The organism is Candidatus Blochmanniella pennsylvanica str. BPEN, from assembly GCF_000011745.1.
GTDB lineage: Bacteria > Pseudomonadota > Gammaproteobacteria > Enterobacterales > Enterobacteriaceae > Blochmanniella > Blochmanniella pennsylvanica.
Genome location: NC_007292.1, coordinates 219,197 through 242,042, shown reverse-complemented (window position 1 = coordinate 242,042; position 22,846 = coordinate 219,197). Strand labels below are relative to the sequence as shown.

Below are 22,846 nucleotides of genomic sequence, written 5' to 3'. Positions count from 1 at the left end.
TTATTTTTAATAAGAAGATAGGTATACGACGTACGCTGGTGCTGATAAGCAGATTCGAACTGCTGACCTCACCCTTACCAAGGGCGCGCTCTTACCTTCTGAGCTATATCAGCATAATTCAATTACATTATATAAGTGGACAGTGGGAATTGAACCCACATCATCAACTTGGAAGGTTGAGGTAATAACCATTATACGATGCCCACTACTACATAGTAAAATCCGTATTCCTGATATTACAAGAATATATGGTATTTGTTGTTTATGTATAATTAAAATGATGGGGGAAGGATTTGAACCTTCGAAGTCTACGACGACAGATTTACAGTCTGCTCCCTTTAGCCGCTCGGGAACCCCATCAAAAAGTTGCAGATGCCGGTAAAAGGATTCGAACCTTTGATCTACTGATTACAAATCAGTTGCTCTTCCTATTGAGCTACACCGGCATCATTTTAATATTATTAAAATAATCATTGATTCTTTCTTAGAAACACATTTTTTGAAACAAACTTCATTAAACTAATATTTTTGAGATAATACAATTATTTAAAACATTTGTAAAAATAAATTTACTTTAATAAAACTAAAATTATTAGTTATTTCGTAAGCTTCCATTATAATACATAATTATAATTAAATCTTTTACTTTGATCAAGTATTTACATGAAATTTCATTCTATAAGATAAGTATTTATCTATGATAATAGAACAATATGCTACATGTTTCATCTGTTCCATTTTTAACTTTCAATCGCAAGGAATGGTCATCTCTTCAAGAGAAGGTATCATTAACATTATCTTCAAGAGAAATCCTAAATTTAAGAGGAATAAATGATAATCTTTCTATGAATGAAGTAATAGAAATTTATTTACCATTATCTAGATTGCTTAATCTATATATTTGTTCGCATATAAAACGACAAAATACTTTAAAACAATTTTTAAGTATTCAAAACCAACATATACCATATATTATTGGTATCGTTGGTGGTGTTGCTGCAGGGAAAAGCACTACAGCTAAAGTTTTACAAGCACTGCTCAGTAGATGGACTGAACACCGTGTTGTAGAATTAGTAACAACTGATGGATTTTTGTATTCTAATAAAGTATTAGAAAAACGACATTTAATGAAAAAAAAAGGTTTTCCACAATCTTATGATATGACTAGTTTAGTAAATTTTGTTTCCAAAGTTAAATCTGGAGTTCAATCGATGACAATTCCTGTATATTCTCACATAATATATGACATTATTCCTAATGTTCAACAGGTAATTTATAAACCAGATATTCTTATTTTGGAGGGATTAAATGTTTTACAAACTAATCACGATTACCATCATAACTTACCTTGTGTTTTTGTATCTGATTTTATTGATTTTTCTATTTATGTTGATGCTCCAGAATATTTATTACAAGAATGGTATATCAATAGATTTTTGAAATTTTGTTACACTACTTTTTCCTATCCTGATTCTTATTTTTATCGTTATACTCAATTATCTAAAAAAAATATAACTTCTATTGCTTCGCAATTATGGACTAAAATAAATAGACTGAATTTGCAAGAAAATATCTTACCGACCCGGGAACGCGCAAATTTAATTTTGAAAAAAGACGTGAATCATATCATAAACAACATTCAATTAAGAAAATAAAAACGATTATGAAAATAATAATTTTTTCTTTACAGTTATTATGAGTATCGATTTTTATTACTGAAACGTTTGGAGCTAATCATATTATATTACAATAAGCATGGGATTTACGTTAATCAAACGGTTATTGTTATAGTTAATATAATTTTTAAGATGTATAAACAGAAATATTATTTCCCGAGTAATAACATACTGAACTTATTTGATCCACTATTAAAGCTCCATGTATATTTATCCCAAGAGCTGTGCCGCATATTGTACGATTCCCAACTAATAATGTGACTGGTTTATTATATAAGCAATCAAAAAATTTCCAATATGTAATAAATGGAGTAAACCCAAAAAGCATAAAATCTTTTAATTTCTTACGTAATACATTAATAAGCGTGGCGACTAAAATATTACGATCAATCATGATGCCAATATCCATTAAATTAATCCAATTCTTACCAATTTTAGTATTTAATGTTGCATGCGTGCGTATAGATAAATTAATACCAATACCTATTATTATATGAGTAATATTATCAGTTCTTGTTATAATTTCGATTAAAATTCCTGCTAATTTTCGTCCATGAATATACAAATCATTAGGCCATTTAATTTTAATCTGGGATGCGCCTAAATTCTTTAATATCTTTGCCACAACAATACTTATCATTAAACTAAATTCAATCATCGTTGAAGGAATCTTATTCAATTTCCAATAAATAGATAAGCAAATACCTTCTCCAACAGGCGCCACCCAAATTTTATCACGTCTTCCTCTGCCTTGGGTTTGGTGTTCTGTAACACAAGCATCACCCGATTTTATATATGGAATGTTGTCGATTATATATTGATTGGTTGAATTAACTCTATTTAACACAACTACCCTGCCTTCGGATAATTGTGTTAAAATCTTAGATTCATTTAAGAAAGGGTAAAATACGGGAAAACTATAATTTTCATTATCCCTTAACAAGGTTTTTAAATCTCCAAAAAAATAAATTAATATTTATATTTAATTCCATTGCAGTATACTACGTAAATATATTTTTAATTCTATTTTAAGATAAAAATTATTAGAAATATATTTAATTTCAAATTTATTAAATAAAATTTATATATCAATTATTTACTACATGAACAATTTTTTTGGATTTATTTCTCCATAATTACCAATTAATCTAACTTCAGGTTGTAAATAAATATTAAACTGATCTGCAACCTTATTATATATGTAAAGAGCTAATGCGGCAATTTCAGTGCCAGTAGCTATTTTTTTGCTATTAATTAATACTAATGCCTGTTTAGGATATATTGCTGCTTCCCCAAAAATATAACCTTTTAGTTGACAATATTCTATTAACCATCCTGCTGATAATTTTATTCTACCATCTTTTTGATAAAAATAAGGCATATTTGGATAAATTTGAAATAAACAGCGTGCTGTTTTAATATCTATTATTGGATTTTTAAAAAAACTACCAGCATTTCCCACTAAAACAGGATCTGGTAATTTTTTATGTCTAATTATATAAATAAAGTTAAAAATTTGACGGGGGGTAATATGAAATTTTTCTAAATGAGCTAATTCATGATAATCTAATATGGGTTTCCACTTTTTACATAATCTTAATCCTACAGATACAATAGCATATTTCTCCAAACAATTTCTAAAAATACTATCTCTATATTTGAAATCACATTCAGAACAAGTAAACCGAATTTTTTTTCCACTATATAAATCTATAGCATCTACATACTCACATATTTGAGATAACTCAACGCCGTAAGCCCCAATATTTTGAATTGGAGCAGCCCCCACATACCCTGGAATACATGCTAAATTTTCTAGCCCCGGTATATTTTTTTTGATAGTATGAACTACTAATTCGTCCCATTTTTCTCCAGCTCCAACATGTAGTTGCCATGCCGTTTCATTTTCTGTAATAAAAATACCCTTTATCCTATTTAATAATATTGTTCCAGAATAGTTTTCTAAAAATAAAATATTACTACCGCCTCCTAAAATAAGAACAGGTTTTCCTTTTCGATAAGCTTTCCTCCAAAACTTTAATAACGTATGTTCATGATGTGCTGTTACTACACTTTTAGCAAATGCGTTAACTGAAAAGGTATTTAATGATTTTAATTGAAAAGGATGCTCATACATTTATTTATTTTAAACAAAAATATTTGATATATTATTTTTATAATAATTATTGAGTTTTATTCACACATCGATCCATAATTTCAATTATACTAAAAATATAATTGTATTATTTTATTTTTCAGTTGCTGTAGAATCTTGATTCTTATCTTTTTATGATTAAAAAAATAATCATTTAACTTATAGTTTGCAACATAAATTATGAATAAAGATATATACTATATATACGAAAACATGAAAAACGAGCATATATATATCAATGTATATATGGTTGCTTATTAAAATTATTTAAAATTTCTTAAATAATTTCATGTTAGAAATTTTTAAAATTTCATTGAATAAAGACGATTGTATTATTTACAATATCTAAAGTAATTTTTTTACCTGGCAGCAATTGCCCAGATATTATCTTTTGAGATAATGCATTTTCAATATGTTGTTGTATAGCACGCTTTAATGGGCGTGCACCGTATACTGGATCAAATCCAATTTTTGATAAAAATACCAAGACTGCGTTAGTAATATTAGTATTCGGATATCCTTTTTCTTCTAAACGATCACATAAGCGCTGTAGTTGAATACTAGCAATTTTCATAAGATGTTCAGTGCTAAGTGGATGAAACACTACTATTTCATCTATCCTATTAACAAATTCTGGACGAAAATGTTGATTAACTATGTTTAATACTGCAACTTTAACTTCTTGATAATCTACAATCCCAAAACGTTTTTGAATGAAATCTGACCCTAAATTAGATGTCATAATGATGACAGTGTTATTAAAATGTACCGTACGTCCATGTCCATCTGTTAATCGTCCATCATCTAAGACTTGTAATAGTACATTAAAAATTTCTGAATGCGCTTTTTCTATTTCATCTAACAAAATAATAGAATACGGTCTACGACGTATTGATTCAGTCAAATATCCTCCTGATTCATATCCAATATAACCAGGAGGAGCTCCTAACAATTTTGATACAGAATGCTTTTCCATAAATTCAGACATGTCAATACGCACCATTGCATTATTGGTATCGAAAAGAAAGATAGACAATGCCTTGCACAATTCAGTTTTTCCTACTCCAGTAGGCCCCAAAAACATAAACGAACCAATTGGACGTTTAAGATCTGATAACCCTGAACGACTCCGACGAATAGCATGAGATATTGCCTTTACTGCTTCGTGTTGCCCAACAACTAATTGATGCAAAGAATGTTCCATATCTAATAATTTATCTTTTTCACTTGCTAACATGCGAGACACGGGAATACCAGTCCAACGAGATAATACTGCGGCAATTTCTATATCAGTAACACGATTTCGTAAAAGACGTATCTTTTTATAATTAGATTGCAAGATTGTAGATAATTTTTTTTCTAATTCTGGAATCTTACCATATTGTAATTCAGACATACGAGCTAAATCACCGACACGGCGTGCTTGGTCAATAGCAATTTTTGCTTGTTCTAAATCCGATTTAATGCTTTGAGCGTTAGATAAAGAAACTTTTTCTTTTTTCCATTCTTTTTCAAGATTAATATAATTTTGTTCTTTCTGAATTAACTCAGTAGTTAAAAGATTTAATCGTTTCATGCTAGCATCATCTGATTCTTTTTTTAATGCTTGTTGTTCTAATTTCAACTGTATAATACGCCGTTCTAATCTATCTAATTCTTCTGGTTTAGAATCTATTTGTATGCGAATGCTAGAAGCAGCTTCATCAATCAAATCAATGGCTTTATCAGGTAACTGACGATCAGAAATATATCGATGTGATAAAATTGCAGCAGCCACTATTGCTGGATCAGTAATATGAACATTGTGATGCAATTCGTAACGTTCTTTTAACCCACGAAGAATAGCTATAGTATCTTCCACGCTAGGCTCAGAAACGAATATTTTTTGAAAACGTCTTTCTAAAGCTGCATCTTTTTCAATATATTTACTATATTCATCAAGTGTAGTTGCTCCTACGCAATGCAACTCACCTCTAGATAGTCTTGGTTTAAGCATATTACTTGCATCCATTGCGCCATCAGTTTTACCTGCTCCAACCATAGTATGCAATTCATCAATGAATAAAATGATATTACTATCTTCTTTAGATACATCACTTAATACGCTTTTTAAACGCTCTTCAAACTCTCCCCTATATTTTGTTCCTGCTAATAGTCCTCCCATATCTAAAGCTAATATGCGACTATGTTTTAGTCCTTCCGGAACTTCACCATTAATAATACGTTGCGCCAATCCTTCCACAATAGCAGTTTTTCCTACTCCAGGTTGTCCGATAAGAACAGGATTATTTTTGGTACGTCTCTGTAACACCTGAATAGTACGACGAATTTCTTCATCTCGACCAATAACAGGATCAAGATTGCCTTGCTCTGCAAATTTAGTTATATCTACAGTAAATTTTTGTAATGCTTGACGTTGAGATTCTGATTGTTGATTATCGACTAAGTGATTATTGCGTATATAGCTTGTTGATTTTTTTATATTTTCTGGAGATACTCCGGATTTTTTTAATAAATCATTTAATGTTCCATTAGATTCAATGGCTGCTAGAACGAACATTTCTGACGCAATAAAAGTATCATTATGTTTTTGTGCTAATTTATTACATAAATTTAATATTCTAATTAAATCATGAGAACATTGAATATCTCCCCCAATACCTTCTACCTTTGGCACACGATCACATGCCTCTTCAACTAATATAGTGAACTGAGACATATTAAACCCCGCACGCTCCAGTATCTGATATACTGATCCATTTTTTTCTTTTAAGAAAGCGAGCATCACATGAATGGGTTCAACAAATTGATTATCTTTTCTAAGTGCTATGGATTGAGCATCAGAAATAGCTAATTGAAAATCATGAGTAAAATGATCCAACCGCATAATATTCATTTTCCTCTTATAAATAATATAAAAACAATTTCATACCTGTAGTCCAGTATATGCCTATCGATATGGCGATTAGGTACTTAAAATTCAAGCATCTAAACCACTGGAATAAAAATATATTTTTATTTGCCTAAAGAGCAATACAACTATAAATTTATAAATATATGGTATTTCACTACAGTGAGTTTAGGATGTGATTTTCGAGCGAAAAATTACAAGTCCAGGACTATATTCAGTAACGATTGTACACAAAAAATCTCTATCATAAGATATATAATAATGCTATTTAACATGTCTTTCATTTTTTCTTAATATATTTATTAATTTTATAATATCCTTTGGTAAAGGCACATCCCATTTCATTTTTATTCTAGTAATAGGATGACATAATTGCAATGTAGCTGCGTGTAATGCTTGGCGATTTAAAACATGTAAACAGTCATTGACTGTATCAGATATACCTTTAATGAAATAAGTTGATTTTCCATATTTATGATCTCCTAGCAATGGATGATTAATGTAAGCCATATGTACACGAATTTGATGAGTTCTTCCAGTTTCAAGACGTACACGAATTCTGGTATACATGCCAAATGATTCTATAATAGAATAGTGAGTTATGGCCGATTTTCCCATAGGATTAACTGTCATGCGAGTACGATGAACAGCATGTCTTCGAATAGGTTGATTGATTGTCCCTTCATTATGCAAAAAATTTCCTAGAACTACCGCTTCATATTCCCTAATAATTTTTCTTTTTTTGAATAATCGTAACAAACTGTGATATGCAATCATGTTTTTAGCGACGACCATTAAACCAGTGGTGTCCTTATCTAACCGTTGAACAATACCTGATCGGAATACTTCTGTGATAGCTGGATATTTATATAACAAAGCATTTAGTATAGTACCTGAATGGTTGCCAGCACCAGGATGAACTACCATATTTTTTGCTTTGTTTATTACTACAATATCATCGTCTTCATATACAATATCAAGAGGAATATCTTGAGGAACTATATTATTATTATCGATATTAACAATATCTTTTATTTCAATGAATTCACCGCCCATCATTTTTTTTTTAGGTATAATAACCGTCTGATTATTAACGTTTACTTTTTTAGAAAGGATCCAACATTTTATTTTAGAACGTGAATAATTTGGTAGTAATTCAGAAAGAATACAATCTAATCGTTTTCCAGATTGAGATTCCTGCACAATCATAGGTTTTATAATGTAAGATTCAGGTGCTATCATATTGATATGCGGTTGAATACTAAATTCAACCAAATTGTTGTATGCTGCATTCATTTAAATAAACGTACATACATATTATTTGCTAATATTTACATACTACTAAGGAGTATTAATAAAAAGTTTTATGAGACGTATTCAATACTATATAATGACAATATTAATTATTAGTATCATTATGATTTCTTATGCCTCTGCTTCTGTTAACATTGTAAATGATGCTACTTATAATCTTTACAAATCCGCTCAAAACAAATTGTATAACGCTGATTATAAAGAAGCTACACAGGATTTGATAAATTTACTAAATTTATATCTATTAGATCCTTGTCCGCAACAAATTTATTTAGACTTAATTTATGCTTATTACAAATTAAACGATTTAAAATCTGCAAATAATTATATAGAACATTTCTTTAAATTATATCCTAATCATAAACATTTTGATTATGTATTATACATGCATGGCGTAATCAACATGTGCTTAGATGAAGATAATAAAAAATTAATAAAATATTTAAATATAAACTGGTTTGATCGTAATCCCATGTATGCATGTATAGCATTCCATACCTTTGTAAGACTTATACGCCAATATCCAGATAGTCAATATTCTTTAGACGCTTACAAACGTTTAATTTTTTTAAAAAATAGAGTAGCTGAATATGAACTTTCCATTGTGAAATTTTATTCTAAAAAACATGCTTATATATCAGTAATAGCTCGTGTAGAAAAAATGTTATATCACTTTCCAGATACTCAAGCAACTCGTAAAGCACTGTATTATATGCAGCAAGCTTATCAAAATATATATTTGCCAGATCAAGCTAACAAAGTAGCAAAAATCATTGCTGCTAATCCAGTATATTAAATATATACTTTTATAAATATGATATCTATATCTATTTTTGTAGATATCAATATGATTGATACAATGTTTAAAACATGTATTAATTAAATTAATAATATAATATACATAAGGAATGTAATATTCATCCATATAAATAAATATTAATTTATAATGATACTGTTGACGCTACGGCAACTGCAATTATCTAAAAATGTTATATTTGAATATTAAATATTACGGTAATGAGTTTTATTATGATTTATAAATCTACAGTGCATATAGCATTTTTGGGTCCTAAGGGATCATATTCTCACATTGCCGCTATGCAATATGCTAGTAGCCGTCATTTTAATCAAGTAGTAGAACATAGCTGTCGAAGATTTGATGATATTTTTAATTTAGTAGAATGTGATCATGCAGAATATGGTGTAGTTCCCATCGAGAATTCTAATTCTGGATTAATTGATGAAATAGGCGATTTATTACTAAACACCCGATTGTCGTTAGTAGATGAAATTACTATTCCTATAAAGCATTGTATTTTAGTCAATAATCATACTGATATAAATCAAATTCAAATTATATACAGTCATCCTCAACCCGTTCAACAATGCAGTGAATTTTTAAAACATTTCTCGACATGGAAAATTGTATTCTGTGAAAGTAGCGCAGTTGCCATGGAAATAGTATCTAAATTAAATCAATCTAATTTAGGAGCTTTAGGAAATAAACAAGGAGGCCAATTTTATGGATTGCATTCACTATCGACATATAATCTCTCTAATTCTCATAAAAATACAACTAGATTTATTATTTTAAAAAATACAAATATTGCAATTTTTAATCATTCTATAACCACAAAAACTATTCTTATTATTTCTGTTCAAGAGCAATCAGAGAAATTATGCGAAATATTAAAAGTATTACACTTTTACAATACTAAAATAACTTATTTAAGACCACGTCTTTTATCATACGAGAGACCGAGAAACATAGTTATTATTGAAATGATGGCACACATAAATAATGTATACATACAACATATTCTTAGAGAATTACAAAAAATTGCCTATTCATTGAAAATATTAGGTTGTTATCAAGTGACGCCGCCTTCTAATGTAGTTTTCCATTAGAATAAAAAAATTATCACAATTATATGTTGTTAACTATATTATTCAAAAGCTAAATACAGAAAATAATAAATATGTGATCATATAGTATTATTTCAACAATATTAAAAACAAATACACATATTAGTATACAAAATAATATTTAAATTAAAAAATTATCTTATATAGAAAACTCTTGGATCTAAATAAATAGATTTAATCAAAAATTATTAAATATAATTACAATAATTATTAAAAATTATTATTTACGCTATAAATTATCTTTATAATTATTAATTTGACGCAATATTTTACGACTTTCTTCAAAAAAAAGATCGGTATATGAACCATACCAATTTTGAATTTTTTTAAATTGATCAATAAATTCTTGTTTTTTATTCCGTTCTAATAATGTCAAAATCCTACCTAATCTCCTATAATAACGTTTAATTAATATAAGATTGTTTTTGGAATTCATGATGATGTCTGCATATAACTGAGGATCTTGAGCAAATAATCTCCCTATTGTTATTAGTTTTAATCGAAATGTTGGTGAAGAAATAGACAGCATTTGTTTTAAATTAACGTTTTCTTTTGAAAAATAATATCCAGTTACAAAAGTAATAAAATAACATAATCCTTGCATAATGCTCATATATTGATCATGTTCTGTTATATTGCAGAAATGTAACCTTGCGCCCCACAATTGTATTTGTTCTAATAACCATTGATACGATTCTGGATAACGTCCTTCGCAGTAAATTACTACTTGTTTTACCATACTTCCATGGTCTGGGTTAAACATAGGCTGTAATCCTAATACTGGACCACTATGCATAGCTAATATAGCATTTAAGGATATTTTTTTTACAGATGATAAATCTACTATAATGCAGTTTGGAGGTAAATATGATAATTTACCAACTACATCAGTAACTGAATGAATAGGAACGCTGATTATCACCATACCGGCATCTGTCAGCATTGATTTTGCATGTACCCAGTCATCTTTATCTAAAATTCTTATTTTATATCCAGATAAAGTCAACATTTTAGAAAAAAATTGCCCCATTCGCCCTTTTCCACCAATTATAACGACTGGGCCTAAATTTGGATGCAACGTTTTAAATCCTTTTTCATTTTCATTATAATAAGATTCACTTATAATACGACGCAATATATCTTCTACTAAATCTGGAGAAATACCCAATTCTAATGCTTCTCGCCTCCTACAGGCAACCAACATTTCTTCTCTATCTGGTGAATAAATAAATAATCCATAACGACTTTTTATTTCTCCTACTTCAGAGACTAAAGAAAGTCGTTTAGATAATAACTTTAATAAATTCTGATCTATTTTATCGATGCTGTTTCGCAAAATATTTAGTTCCTTTGTCATACCATTCCAGCTCCTGATATACGATTGATAAGAAATGGTTTTAATTCTTTATGCAAATCATACAGTAAATGTTTGGTTGTTTTCCAATCTATACATGCATCGGTAACTGATACTCCGTATTGCGTTGTAGAAGATGATAAATTTATAGATTGATTACCAGGATAAATATAACTTTCAATCATCAATCCAATAATAGAACGGTTTCCATATTTAATTTGATGTGAAATGGACCGTGCTACATCAATTTGGCGACGATAGTCTTTGTTAGAATTACCATGACTGCAATCTACCATTAATGCTAAAGGCAATCCTGCTTCTGTTATTTTTTTTTCACAACCAATAATATCTTCCGGATAATAATTAGGATTTTCTCCTCCTCGTAAAATTATATGAGCATTAAGATTACCTTTAGTATGCAGTAAACATACCTGGCCAGATTGATTGATGCTAATGTAACGATGAGGCATCATTGCAGCATGTATCGCGTTAACTGCATTAGAAAAATTCCCGCTGGTGCTATTTTTAAAGCCTACAGGCGTATACAATCCAGAAGCTATTTCTCTATGTATTTGAGATTCCGTAGTACGCGCTCCAATAGATGACCAACTGAAGAGCTCTCCAATATATTGTGGAATATATGGATTTAATACTTCAGTAGCAAGTGGTAATCCAATTTTTATTAATTTCACCAACATATGTCGAGCAGTCTTTAAACCCAATTCAATATCGTTGGAACCATTCATATGCGGATCGTTAATTAATCCTTTCCAACCAATACTAGTACGAGGTTTTTCTAAATATACACGCATAACGATATATAATTGATCTTGCAATTCTGTTGATAAAGTTTTCAACTTACCAGCGTAATCAAAAGCAGCGTTAACATCATGAATAGAACAAGGACCACATATCACCAGTAGGCGCGGATCGCGTCTATGAATAATATTCATAATTATATTTTGAGAATCCGAAATGGTTTTCTGTTCCAAATGTGTTACAGGAAATTGAGTTTTTAATTGCTCAGGAGTAATTATTGAATATGTGTTATTGACATAGATACTGTTACGCTCATTTTTCTGCATATTATTATCCTTAATATAATTATGTATTATATAATAAATTCATAAAACTTTAATGATCATTAAAAAATGATAATATATATATCATATTATGATACACATATAAAACTAATGTAAATATAGTTTTATATTATTATTGTCAATAAATTATTATAAGTTGATTAACTGAGTTACATTTAATTTTTGAACTTATATGAGATTCTTTTAACAATATAAACACACGTATCTGTGTGGTTATATTGTTACTCATACAACACATAGTATGGAATAACACATAGTATGGAATGTAGTTTTTAAAATTTTAATACATAATATTATATTATTTTAACGGTGCATGACTTTTTAAAAATTTAAATATTAAAATATTTTGAATTAATTAATTATATTATAAAAAACAAATATACCGAATGATTGTAAAATTAATTTGCAATCAACAAAATGATTATAAAATTCTAACGCTTAATATATGTATTAAGCTTATGTTAAATATTTTTAAGAAAAAATGTATCATGGATTCATACGTACTTTGATTCGTGCTGATTTTCCGCTAAGACTACGTAAATAATATAACTTAGCACGACGAACGATACCAAATCGTTTAATTTTAATCTCTTCAATCACAGGAGAATGTGATTGAAATACTCGCTCTACACCTTCTCCGCTAGAAATTTTCCTTACAGTAAACGCAGAATGTAATCCGCGATTTTTAATAGAAATAACTACGCCTTCAAAAATTTGTAGGCGTTTTTTACTACCTTCAATGACCCATGTTTTCACTTCCACTGTATCACCTGGATGTAAGTGCGGTATATTTTTTTTCATTTGTTTTTTTTCGAAATTATTTATTAATTCGTACATATATATATTATTTCCTAGTTTTTTTATTTAATGATAGCAAGTATTCATTTTTAAATTCAGAAAGTAAATTTTTTTCCTCATTAGTTAATTGTATATAATTAAGCAAATCCGGCCTTTTAATCCAAGTACGACCCAAAGCTTGTTTTTGTTTCCAACGATGAATTTCATCATGATTTCCTGATAATAATACCGACGGTACTTTCATGCCGTCAAAAGTTTCTGGTCGTGTATAATGTGGGCAATCTAATCTTTCTTTGGAAAAGGAATCTGATTCTTTTGAATCTTGATTTCCTAATACGCCAGGCAGAACTCTAGATATCGTATCTATTAATACCATTGCTGCTAACTCTCCTCCGCTAAGTATATAATCTCCTATAGACCACTCTTCGTCAATTTCCGTTTGAATTAATCTTTCATCAATGCCTTGATATCTACCACAAACTAAAATTAATTTCTGATGATCATATGCTAACTTATATACATATTTCTGCTTTAGCTTTCTTCCTTGAGGAGAAAGATAAATCACTTTAATATTATTTCCTAATTCATCTTTAGCTTGATTGATTGCATTTCTCAGGGGTTCAATCATCATTAACATGCCTGGTCCTCCTCCATAGGGACGGGCATCTACGCTGTGGTGTCGATCATATGTAAACAGACGTGGATTCCACAATTTTATGGAAAGAATACCCCTTCGAATTGCTCGACCTACTATTCCATAACGAACAATAGATTGAAACATATCTGGGAATAAAGTAATCACACCTAACAACATATTTTTTTATACTTTATTTTAAAAAACTAAAAATTAGGATCCCAATCTACGGTAACAGTACGTGTGACAAGATTGATATTTTTAATAACTCTCTTGATAAGAAAAGGAATAAGGCAATTTTTGATTTTATAAAGATTATTTTGACACATTTTTACTACCAAAACATCATTTGCTGTAGTTTCTATTATACTGATAATATCTCCTAAAAGGACCCCTTGTACGGTGATTACTACACATCCTATTAAATCTTTCCAATAATATTCATCATCGTTTATACATGGAAATTGTGTTTCATCAATAATAATATTGCAACGACTTAATGACTGAGCAGAATTTCTATTTGAGACTCCTCGTATTTTAACAATATAACGTTTCCCAATTAGTTTCCATTTATCTAAAAAAATTTCTTTCCATGTAGATTGGACGATAATAAAATACGGACTATAATAAAATATATTATCATTTTTTTCAGTAAATGATAATATCCGTACCCACCCCAATATACCATATGCTCCTATTATTCTTCCTATTACTACGGGATGAAGGGGCGGGATCATAACATCTTCTTTATTTATTGAATATTCATCATGTTTCACAAATTCTTTATTAATTTTAAAACACGATCAGATGGACTTGCTCCTTTGTATAACCAATATTTTACACGTTCTAAATTTACACGTAATCCTAATCCTGTGCGATTACTAAATTTAATTGGACTAAAAAACCCAACACGTTCAATAAAACGCCCATCACGTGCACTTCTACTGTCAGTAATAACTATGTGATAAAAAGGAGTTTTTTTATGACCTCCTCGCGCTAATCTAATTCTTACCATAAGTGTATAACCTTCAATTAATAACCAAAAAACCAACAGACTCGCGTAATAAAGAGCATGAATATATCTACCGATTTCAACAAAATAAAATATTTTTTAATTAATTGTAAATTTAGATGATATTTTGTTTTTTAATGTACGTATCATTTGAAATATTTCATTTTTATTTATTTTCTGTATTGTAATACGTATATGATTAAACGTGTTTAGTAACTTTGTGACATCTTGTACATGTACTCCAGATCCATTAGCAATACGTTTTTTTCTAGATCCAGTAATTATTTTTGGATTCATACGTTCTTTCACAGTCATAGAGTTAATTATGGCTTCCATACGTATGAATGTATTGTCATGTGTATATGATTGAATATTATCTAAGTTTACTCCTAAATTAAGAGGTAATTTACCTATTATTTTATTAATTCCTCCCATACTACGTATTTGTTTTATATAACCTAAAAAATCATATAAATTAAAGTCTACACTGTTTTTATTAATATATTTTTTTTCTTTAACCCATTTTGATTGGTTATCAATATCTTCGATTAACGAAAGTATATCGCCCATTCCAAGTATGCGTCCAGCTATTCTGTATGAATTGAAAGGCTCTAATGCATCAATTTTTTCTCCTGTTCCTATGAATTTTATAGGTTTTCCGGTAAGATATTTAATAGATAAAGCCACTCCTCCACGTGAATCCCCATCTAACTTAGTTAAAATAATTCCGGTTAATGGCAAAGTTTTATTGAACACATTTATACTATTAATAGCTACTTGTCCAATCATAGAATCTACAATGAATAAAGTTTCTATTGGATTAACACAGCTATGCATTTCAGCTAGTTCTGAAAGCAAACTATCATCTGTTTCTAAACAACCAGCAGTATCTATTAACAAAACATCATAAGATAATGATCTTGATACAATGGATGCTGCTTTCAGTATATCAATGGGCTTATTCCGAACATTACAATCTTCAAAAAAAATTATATCTTCAGATTTTATCAACGATTTTAATTGTTGCACGCCTGCCGGTCTATATACGTCAGTTGACGCTACTAATATTTTTTTATTTTTTTTAATTTTCAAAAATTTCGCAAGTTTTCCGGTAGTAGTAGTTTTTCCAGAACCTTGTGCACCTACTATTAATATTATTGATGGTGTTTGAGTATTTAAATTTAAATCATTGGATCCTTCTCCCATAATTTTTACTAAAGAGGCATGCATAATTTTAATAAATTCTTGACCTGGAGTTAAATGTTTGTTTATATCGCTTCCTATTATACCTTCTTTAACTGTATTAACAAAACCGTGTACTACAGGTAATGCTACATCTCCTTCTAGTAAGGCAATCTTAACCATATTTAAAGTTTCTTTAATATTGTTTTCTGTTAAACGCCCAGAACCAACAATATTGCGTATTGATTGTGATATTTTATTGGATAATTTTTTAAACATCTTTATGGCTCAAAATCAAAGCAAACACACGAACAAATTTATTATTTATTCATACTAAGTTAGAATAAACACAATCTTTAATATTTTTAGTTTTTCATTGCAATGAAAAAAAATTGTTTTTATAACTAATTAATTAAATTTTTACTATTCAATAATTTTAAATAGCAAACAATACACCCGAGAGGATTCGAACCTCCGATCGCTCGGTTCGTAGCCGAGTGCTCTGTCCAATTGAGCTACGGGTGCATCGTCACTACTAACAGTGAGGGAGGGATTTGAACCCTCGACACAGTGTTAAGAACCATATACTCCCTTAGCAGGGGAGTGCCTTCAGCCACTCGGCCACCTCACTGAATATTCTATCCATTCCAGTTATTGGCTATTTTGTTCTTTCTTATGATCAAAAACTCCCTGTTACATTACGTTGTTTTTATGTAATTTACAACTAAATTTTTTATCATAAAATTACTATGTTTGGAAATTTATTTTATAATATAATAAATTTAGCACAAATTCTGTTGTGATTTTTCAGATTTGATACGTTGATAAATTTCTTCTCGGTGTATAGATATCTCCTTGGGAGCATTTACACCAATACGGACTTGGTTCCCTTTAATACCTAATACAGTTACTGTAACCTCATCTCCAATGACGAGAGTTTCACCAACTCGTCGAGTCAGAATAAGCATTCTTTACTCCTTGAAAAATTCAAATAACCGGACTTCTTAAATTTTACTGTTTTTAAAATTTTTGAACAATACAAAATAAACATCTGCATATGATATTTATACTTTTTGTAAAATTTTAGCGCACCACTTTAAGAACACATTAATAATTTTTATTTTAAAACAACTTTTAATACAATTGTGCAATTATTTACAATATATTATGTAATAAGGAATTTACTTCAATAGATATTTTGGATGTAGTTGCCATATTGTTAATACCGGCTTGAGCAAAATCTGGTCTACCTCCACCTTTTCCGCCAAGGATCTTAATGATATAATGAACTAAAGATAAAGCGTTTATACGATTACGTTCTATTAAATCTTTAGTTACAGCTACTACTAAATTAATTTTTTTGTTTGTATTCAGATTAATAAGAACAATCACTCCTGATTTTAACTGATGTTTAATACAATCTGTCATATTAAATAATGTCTTTGACGTCATATTGACAACCTGCTTAACTAAGATTCGTACATCTTTAATATAATAGACATCCTTAATAAATGATAAACTTTGTTGTATAATTTGTTGATTTCTTAAAGTATCTATTTCTTTTTCCAATTTTTGATAACGACATTTAAATTCATGTATTTTACTTAATATATTTTTATCATCACTTTGAGTCGACTGAAAAATATTTTTAAGTAACATTTTATATTGATGTATTGCAGATAATGCTACGTTATTAGTTACTGCTTCAACACGTCTAATACCAGCAGCAATACTGCATTCTTTAGTAATCATAAATACACCAATTTCTCCAGTATGCTCAGCATGGGTTCCTCCGCATAATTCAGTAGAAAAATTTCCTATTTTTAGAACACGAACTTTTTTATCATATTGTTTATTTATCAATATTACAGCTCCACTATTTCGAGCTAGTTCTATTGGCATCACATCAACTGTAATTGGAGCATTCTTCCAAATTTGTTCATTTACAATATTTTCTACTGTATTCATTTGGGTTGTCGTCATCGTTGCATGATGATAAAAATCAAACCGTAAGTATCGATCGTTCACCAAGGATCCCTTTTGCGTCACGTGAGATCCGAGAACTTGAGATAACGCAGCACGTAGCAAATGCGTAGCGGAGTGATTTAAAGAAATGCATTTCCTTTTATGTTGATCTACTTGAGCTACTATTTCTTCCCCAACGCTAATAGTCCCGCTATTGACTATCCCTAAATGACCTATTGTTTGTCCATATTTTTTCGTATTGCTAACCTGAAAAAATCCGGATATAGTATTTAATTGACCACAATCTCCAATTTGACCTCCAGATTCTCCATAAAAAGGAGTATTATTCAGAATCACTATTCCTTCTTCTTTTGTATAAATTTTATTTATTGATTTATTGTTTTGGAACAATGCCATTACTCGAGATTTACAAATCAGTTTATCATATCCAACAAATATGCTTGATACATTACAAAGTGATAACTTTTCATAACTTATATCAAATTTATTTAGTTCTTTTGTATATTTTTTTTGTGTCAACATAGCTTGATCAAATCCTTCTTGATCTACGTGTATGCCACGTTTTAAACAGACATCTTGAGTTAATTCAAATGGAAATCCATAAGTATCATATAAGTTAAATGCTATTTCACCATTTAGGCAATTTCCTTTTAATCGTATTAATTGTTTTTCTAATAATTCTAAACCTCTTTTTAAAGTATCTTGAAATAATTTTTCTTCACTAAGTAAAATTTCTGCTATAAAATCTTTCTTTTCATGTAAAATATCGGCTATATGCTGCATGTATTTAATAAGAGGAGAAACTAATTTGTAAAAAAAAATATCATTTACACCTAATTTTTTTCCATGAAGAATAGCTCTACGAATAATACGACGTAATACATAACCACGTCCTTCATTGGCAGGGAGGACTCCATCTTGGATTAAAAATGAACATGCACGTATATGATCAGCGATCACATACACAGATCTATTTATATAGATATCATTAATTTTCATGATTCGAGATATAGAAGATATTAATTTTTTAAATACATCAATAGAAAAATTACTATTTACTCCTTGCAATATTGAAGTAATACGTTCTAACCCCATTCCAGTATCTACTGATAACATAGGGAGTGATAAAAGACGACCATTTTCTTGACGATCAAATTGTATAAATACTAAATTCCAAATTTCAACATATCTTTCCCCAAATTCTTCTAAACTGCCAGGAGGTCCTCCTTGAAATCGATCACCGCGATCATAAAATATTTCTGAACAAGGTCCACAAGGCCCGATATTTCCCATTTGCCAAAAATTATCAGAATCACAAAAATCGTTTGTATTGCTACCAATTTTAACAATATGTTCATTAGGGATATCTATTTGATTTGACCAAATATCATAAGATTCACCATCGCAATTATGTACTGTTACCCATAATTTATTTTTAGATAAATTGAACCAATTAACGTCTGTTAATAACTCCCAAGCAAATTGAATAGCCTCATTTTTAAAATAATCTCCAAAACTAAAATTACCTAACATCTCAAAAAATGTTAAATGTCGCTCAGTATATCCAACATTATTTAAATCATTATGTTTACCTCCGGCACGTACACAACGTTGCGCGGTAGCAACACGCTTAAATAATGGCTTATCAATTCCTAAAAATATGTTTTTAAACTGATTCATACCGGAGTTAGTAAATAATAATGTTTGATCACTATTAGGAATCAAAGTACTACTTGAAATAATTTTATGTCCTTTTTTTTTAAAAAAATTAAGAAATTCTTGACGAATATCATCAATATTTTTGTACATGTAGATTCCATCATGGAATAAAATTCCATATATATAGCTCGTATTACTCCGTATTATAAACAATTTTCGAAAAGATAGAAATCAAAATCACAGAATATTATGTATATTTAAAGTATATAGAAATTCATTTCCTACATAAATATCACCAATTATTATTGATAATATAGTAATTTACTATTTTACAAATAAATTTCAAAAAATACAAAGTTTAAAATTTTTATAAATAATTTTTTTCTTATACTCATCTATAATAATAGATGAGTATTTAAGCAAAAGTATCAAACTATTTCTATATATAATTTTAAAAACATGGATGTAATTTTTTGATTAATAATATACGTTTGTATTTGTTAAATATTGTTTCTAACAACATTTCATTAGTATATGTATAGATATGTATTCCAATGTTATTTTGAAATAAATCAGAAGTATCAAAGCGCATTAACACTGTTAATACAATATTCCTCAAATATCGTTATCATTTTAAACATATTTTTTTGCAACAAAATGAATAAAACATAATATAATTTTCCACAGTTACCATAACTTTGTTGCCGCACTGAAATTGCGATACATTTTATTGTTTTGATTAATATCGTAATCGCATAAATATATTATTATGTATACTCGATACTATATTTTATCAAATTAAACAAAGATGATCTTTCTTGTATGATTAACGTATATCAATAAATATAAACCTAATGTATATACATGAAAAATAAAATATAAAATCATGTGCATGTATTTTTACGTTAATAACTGACCAAAATTATTTAAACTAAAATATTTCAAATAATCATTAAATTAATTCAATCATAAAAAGTAACATTTATTTATACAAATAAAATATTTTCGTATATTCGAAATATAATATTAATTTGTAATCAATTTAAATTACCTATTTTGGAGATAAAATAAAGGATCTACAGATTTTCCTTTATATCTGATTTCAAAATGTAATTTTACTTCATTAGTTCCGCTGTTACCCATGGTTGCAATCTTGTCGCCCATCTTAACTGTTTGCTGTTCATTAACTAATATCATATCATTATGCGCATAAGCGCTAAGATAGTTATTATCATGTTTGATGATAATCAAGTTACCGTATCCTTTCAATGTATTTCCAATATATACTACTTTTCCATTAGCGGTAGCTAAGATAGGTTGCCCTAAAGCGCCAGATATATCAATTCCTTTATTACCTCTTTCAGAATCAGAAAAAGTATTAATAATTATACCATTTGTTGGCCAATACCAGTTCTTGATTGTTACTGAGTCTGATGCTGTTGAACTAGAAACCATATTATAAGACATGTCCATATTAGGACAAATATTGTTATACGTACTAGAATAAAAAAATTGTTTTTTAACAAAAAATAATATTTTTTTAAAAGCATTATTACCACTATCAAAAGGAATAAAAATTTTTCTTAAGAATTTTTCAAAATATAACCACATTATATTACGACGTACTATTAGCACTTGATCTACTTTTAATACATTTACATTTTTAATATTATTGATTTTTGCTAAATTTAAACAATTATTTCCCGTAATCCAAGCAATATAAAACAAAGTATCACCTGATTTTACCGTGTATGTAGACTTGTGATAAGAACTGTAATTTGTATGATTGTACTTATGAATGTTATCAACAGCAGGTATTTTCTGTGGATACCGTATATTTTTCTTTTTATCTTGAGACATATAAATAGTAGTAACATCAGAATTCAGGGATTGTGACGCGCATTTATTATGGTATCTATAGATATTATCTCTAGAACACCCCTCTAGAGATACAAGAACTACTATTATATAAATTATCGATCTGCTACTATCTACTAGCATAATAGATGTGCTAAACTCCTCTGCTCCCTGCTTATTTTCTATTGATAATTTATTTGTTTAAGAATCATACAATATATGAATGATACATATGCATTCGACATTGATATTAAATATATTTAATATAATCAAATAAACAATTCATAAATCTAACATACATCCCAATGCTACGTATTGATAATCAGTATATAATACTTACTTGTTGCATACAACAATAAAATTATTTTTAATATTTTTTTTAGAATCGTTATTATATATTTTTAATATCTAAATATTTTTGTTTTATAAAAAAATCACTGGCATATAGTATATATTAAAAATAAATAAGTATCTTATAAAATAAGAATAATTTCATATTTTTTATAAATCATAATATTTATATTCAATATACATATCACATATAAATGTCACACGATAATATACATCCTTTCTTTATATAGAATCTGATAATACTGGTTGTAGTAATTTACTAATAGATAATAAATATCAGAATATCGCATATATTTTGTGTATCAATTTATCTAGAATTAGTTACACATCATTATAACCGTAATAATAATTAAAATAATTCTTAGATAAATCTATCGTATTGATAGATTTATATGTGAACTATGAAATAGAAATATACGTATTTTATTATTTTAATAAATGTTTAACGTGTTAATAACACGACTGCTATACACGCAATACCCTCAGATCGGCCGATATATCCCAGTGTGTCAGTTGTAGTAGCTTTTATATTAATACTAGTTACTGAACAATTTAAATCTTGAGATAAATGATGTTTCATCTGATAAATATATGTGTTTATCTTTGGGATTTGTAGGATTACAGTAATATCTATATTTTCTAATAAGAATCCTTGCATGGTAATTTTTTCCCAGGCAATTCGTAACAATTTTCGACTATCTATATTATTATATTTAGCATCAGTATCCGGAAACATCGACCCAATATCACCACAACAGGCAGCTCCCAATAAAGCATCGATTAGTGAATGCATCATCACGTCGCCATCAGAATGCGCTTTAATTCCTTTCATACAGGGAATACTCACGCCCCCAATGGTAAGCGGTCGACATCCTCCAAATTGGTGCACATCAAACCCATAACCAATACGTAACATGCTTACAATCCT

At 28.8% G+C, this 22,846-nt stretch carries 19 protein-coding genes, 6 tRNA genes and 1 pseudogene; 3 read left to right on the top strand and 23 right to left on the bottom strand.

Annotated elements, in window-relative coordinates; genetic code table 11:
- Positions 1 to 36 precede the first annotated feature (36 nt).
- The 4 genes from BPEN_RS00955 to BPEN_RS00945 form a co-directional block, all read right to left on the bottom strand.
- Positions 37 to 113, bottom strand: a tRNA-Thr gene (locus tag BPEN_RS00955).
- 21 nt (positions 114 to 134) lie between these two features.
- Positions 135 to 206 (bottom strand) — tRNA-Gly (locus BPEN_RS03340).
- 72 nt (positions 207 to 278) lie between these two features.
- Positions 279 to 360 (bottom strand) — tRNA-Tyr (locus tag BPEN_RS00950).
- A gap of 13 nt (positions 361 to 373) precedes the next feature.
- Positions 374 to 446, bottom strand: a tRNA-Thr gene (locus BPEN_RS00945).
- Positions 447 to 713: 267 nt separating this feature from the next.
- Between BPEN_RS00945 and coaA the strand changes: the two genes are divergently transcribed.
- On the top strand, positions 714 to 1,655 hold the full coding sequence (gene coaA, locus BPEN_RS00940; protein ID WP_011282736.1) for a type I pantothenate kinase: 942 nt from the start codon (positions 714 to 716) through the stop codon (positions 1,653 to 1,655).
- A 148-nt stretch (positions 1,656 to 1,803) separates the two neighbouring features.
- Here the strand turns inward: coaA and BPEN_RS00935 are convergent, their stop codons facing one another.
- The 4 genes from BPEN_RS00935 to rluD all read right to left on the bottom strand — a co-directional run bounded on the left by BPEN_RS00935 (position 1,804) and on the right by rluD (position 7,984).
- Positions 1,804 to 2,619, bottom strand: coding sequence for a biotin--[acetyl-CoA-carboxylase] ligase (locus BPEN_RS00935; RefSeq protein ID WP_011282735.1), 816 nt, complete (start codon positions 2,617 to 2,619; stop codon positions 1,804 to 1,806).
- Positions 2,620 to 2,775: 156 nt separating this feature from the next.
- On the bottom strand, positions 2,776 to 3,813 hold the full coding sequence (murB, locus tag BPEN_RS00930) for a UDP-N-acetylmuramate dehydrogenase (protein ID WP_011282734.1): 1,038 nt from the start codon (positions 3,811 to 3,813) through the stop codon (positions 2,776 to 2,778).
- A 328-nt stretch (positions 3,814 to 4,141) separates the two neighbouring features.
- On the bottom strand, positions 4,142 to 6,718 hold the full coding sequence (clpB, locus tag BPEN_RS00925; protein ID WP_011282733.1) for an ATP-dependent chaperone ClpB: 2,577 nt from the start codon (positions 6,716 to 6,718) through the stop codon (positions 4,142 to 4,144).
- A gap of 288 nt (positions 6,719 to 7,006) precedes the next feature.
- Positions 7,007 to 7,984, bottom strand: a complete 978-nt coding sequence (gene rluD / locus BPEN_RS00920; protein ID WP_083754335.1) for a 23S rRNA pseudouridine(1911/1915/1917) synthase RluD — start codon at positions 7,982 to 7,984, stop codon at positions 7,007 to 7,009.
- 124 nt (positions 7,985 to 8,108) lie between these two features.
- On the opposite strand from rluD, the gene bamD reads away from it, so the two are divergent.
- Both bamD and BPEN_RS00910 read left to right on the top strand, forming a co-directional pair.
- Complete coding sequence (gene bamD, locus BPEN_RS00915) at positions 8,109 to 8,852, top strand: outer membrane protein assembly factor BamD (protein ID WP_011282731.1); 744 nt, start codon at positions 8,109 to 8,111, stop codon at positions 8,850 to 8,852.
- 233 nt (positions 8,853 to 9,085) lie between these two features.
- The gene (locus BPEN_RS00910) at positions 9,086 to 9,964 is read left to right on the top strand and encodes a prephenate dehydratase domain-containing protein (RefSeq protein WP_148168675.1); all 879 of its coding nucleotides are present in this window, start codon (positions 9,086 to 9,088) and stop codon (positions 9,962 to 9,964) included.
- Between the two features lie 247 nt (positions 9,965 to 10,211).
- Here BPEN_RS00910 and tyrA read toward each other — a convergent pair whose 3' ends face one another.
- The 15 genes and pseudogenes from tyrA to ispF form a co-directional block, all read right to left on the bottom strand.
- A complete protein-coding gene (gene tyrA, locus BPEN_RS00905; protein WP_011282729.1) occupies positions 10,212 to 11,339 on the bottom strand; it encodes a bifunctional chorismate mutase/prephenate dehydrogenase in 1,128 nt (375 codons plus the stop codon).
- A complete protein-coding gene (locus BPEN_RS00900) occupies positions 11,336 to 12,421 on the bottom strand; it encodes a 3-deoxy-7-phosphoheptulonate synthase (RefSeq protein WP_011282728.1) in 1,086 nt (361 codons plus the stop codon). The genes tyrA and BPEN_RS00900 overlap by 4 nt, the downstream gene beginning before the upstream one ends.
- 504 nt (positions 12,422 to 12,925) lie before the next feature.
- Complete coding sequence (gene rplS, locus BPEN_RS00895) at positions 12,926 to 13,276, bottom strand: 50S ribosomal protein L19 (protein WP_011282727.1); 351 nt, start codon at positions 13,274 to 13,276, stop codon at positions 12,926 to 12,928.
- A 7-nt stretch (positions 13,277 to 13,283) separates the two neighbouring features.
- Positions 13,284 to 14,051: a tRNA (guanosine(37)-N1)-methyltransferase TrmD gene (gene trmD / locus BPEN_RS00890; protein ID WP_011282726.1), complete on the bottom strand. Its 768-nt coding sequence runs from the start codon at positions 14,049 to 14,051 to the stop codon at positions 13,284 to 13,286.
- Positions 14,052 to 14,077: 26 nt separating this feature from the next.
- Complete coding sequence (rimM, locus tag BPEN_RS00885; RefSeq protein ID WP_011282725.1) at positions 14,078 to 14,647, bottom strand: ribosome maturation factor RimM; 570 nt, start codon at positions 14,645 to 14,647, stop codon at positions 14,078 to 14,080.
- Positions 14,644 to 14,886, bottom strand: coding sequence for a 30S ribosomal protein S16 (rpsP, locus tag BPEN_RS00880; RefSeq protein ID WP_011282724.1), 243 nt, complete (start codon positions 14,884 to 14,886; stop codon positions 14,644 to 14,646). The genes rimM and rpsP overlap by 4 nt, the downstream gene beginning before the upstream one ends.
- 96 nt (positions 14,887 to 14,982) lie before the next feature.
- Positions 14,983 to 16,344 carry a signal recognition particle protein gene (gene ffh / locus BPEN_RS00875; protein WP_011282723.1) on the bottom strand — a complete coding sequence of 454 codons (1,362 nt, stop codon included), beginning with the start codon at positions 16,342 to 16,344 and terminating at the stop codon, positions 14,983 to 14,985.
- A 172-nt stretch (positions 16,345 to 16,516) separates the two neighbouring features.
- Positions 16,517 to 16,590, bottom strand: a tRNA-Arg gene (locus BPEN_RS00870).
- 14 nt (positions 16,591 to 16,604) lie between these two features.
- Positions 16,605 to 16,696: transfer RNA gene (locus BPEN_RS00865), tRNA-Ser, on the bottom strand.
- 151 nt (positions 16,697 to 16,847) lie between these two features.
- On the bottom strand, positions 16,848 to 17,033 hold the full coding sequence (gene csrA / locus BPEN_RS00860; RefSeq protein ID WP_011282722.1) for a carbon storage regulator CsrA: 186 nt from the start codon (positions 17,031 to 17,033) through the stop codon (positions 16,848 to 16,850).
- Between the two features lie 187 nt (positions 17,034 to 17,220).
- Positions 17,221 to 19,860: an alanine--tRNA ligase gene (gene alaS, locus BPEN_RS00855; protein ID WP_011282721.1), complete on the bottom strand. Its 2,640-nt coding sequence runs from the start codon at positions 19,858 to 19,860 to the stop codon at positions 17,221 to 17,223.
- A 301-nt stretch (positions 19,861 to 20,161) separates the two neighbouring features.
- Positions 20,162 to 20,308 carry a hypothetical protein gene (locus tag BPEN_RS03360; protein WP_238374067.1) on the bottom strand — a complete coding sequence of 49 codons (147 nt, stop codon included), beginning with the start codon at positions 20,306 to 20,308 and terminating at the stop codon, positions 20,162 to 20,164.
- A 449-nt stretch (positions 20,309 to 20,757) separates the two neighbouring features.
- Entirely contained in the window at positions 20,758 to 21,165 is a 408-nt protein-coding gene (locus tag BPEN_RS03405) for a peptidoglycan DD-metalloendopeptidase family protein (RefSeq protein ID WP_420021771.1), read from the bottom strand.
- Positions 21,166 to 21,371: 206 nt separating this feature from the next.
- Positions 21,372 to 21,480 (bottom strand): annotated as a pseudogene (locus tag BPEN_RS03400) (LysM peptidoglycan-binding domain-containing protein); the annotation flags it as partial.
- A gap of 880 nt (positions 21,481 to 22,360) precedes the next feature.
- Positions 22,361 to 22,834 carry a 2-C-methyl-D-erythritol 2,4-cyclodiphosphate synthase gene (gene ispF, locus BPEN_RS00845; RefSeq protein ID WP_011282719.1) on the bottom strand — a complete coding sequence of 158 codons (474 nt, stop codon included), beginning with the start codon at positions 22,832 to 22,834 and terminating at the stop codon, positions 22,361 to 22,363.
- Positions 22,835 to 22,846 lie beyond the last annotated feature (12 nt).

Bases quoted from the DNA above. Each gene is read 5' to 3' on its own strand.
- ispF (WP_011282719.1), bottom strand. From the start codon at position 22,834: ATGTTACGTATTGGTTATGGGTTTGATGTGCACCAATTTGGAGGATGT.
- trmD (WP_011282726.1), bottom strand. From the start codon at position 14,051: ATGTTGTTAGGTGTGATTACTTTATTCCCAGATATGTTTCAATCTATT.
- alaS (WP_011282721.1), bottom strand. From the start codon at position 19,860: ATGTACAAAAATATTGATGATATTCGTCAAGAATTTCTTAATTTTTTT.
- rpsP (WP_011282724.1), bottom strand. From the start codon at position 14,886: ATGGTAAGAATTAGATTAGCGCGAGGAGGTCATAAAAAAACTCCTTTT.
- tyrA (WP_011282729.1), bottom strand. From the start codon at position 11,339: ATGACAAAGGAACTAAATATTTTGCGAAACAGCATCGATAAAATAGAT.
- BPEN_RS00910 (WP_148168675.1), top strand. From the start codon at position 9,086: ATGATTTATAAATCTACAGTGCATATAGCATTTTTGGGTCCTAAGGGA.
- rluD (WP_083754335.1), bottom strand. From the start codon at position 7,984: ATGATAGCACCTGAATCTTACATTATAAAACCTATGATTGTGCAGGAA.
- murB (WP_011282734.1), bottom strand. From the start codon at position 3,813: ATGTATGAGCATCCTTTTCAATTAAAATCATTAAATACCTTTTCAGTT.
- BPEN_RS00900 (WP_011282728.1), bottom strand. From the start codon at position 12,421: ATGCAGAAAAATGAGCGTAACAGTATCTATGTCAATAACACATATTCA.
- bamD (WP_011282731.1), top strand. From the start codon at position 8,109: ATGAGACGTATTCAATACTATATAATGACAATATTAATTATTAGTATC.
- BPEN_RS03405 (WP_420021771.1), bottom strand. From the start codon at position 21,165: ATGGTTTCTAGTTCAACAGCATCAGACTCAGTAACAATCAAGAACTGG.
- coaA (WP_011282736.1), top strand. From the start codon at position 714: ATGCTACATGTTTCATCTGTTCCATTTTTAACTTTCAATCGCAAGGAA.
- csrA (WP_011282722.1), bottom strand. From the start codon at position 17,033: ATGCTTATTCTGACTCGACGAGTTGGTGAAACTCTCGTCATTGGAGAT.
- ffh (WP_011282723.1), bottom strand. From the start codon at position 16,344: ATGTTTAAAAAATTATCCAATAAAATATCACAATCAATACGCAATATT.
- clpB (WP_011282733.1), bottom strand. From the start codon at position 6,718: ATGCGGTTGGATCATTTTACTCATGATTTTCAATTAGCTATTTCTGAT.
- rplS (WP_011282727.1), bottom strand. From the start codon at position 13,276: ATGTACGAATTAATAAATAATTTCGAAAAAAAACAAATGAAAAAAAAT.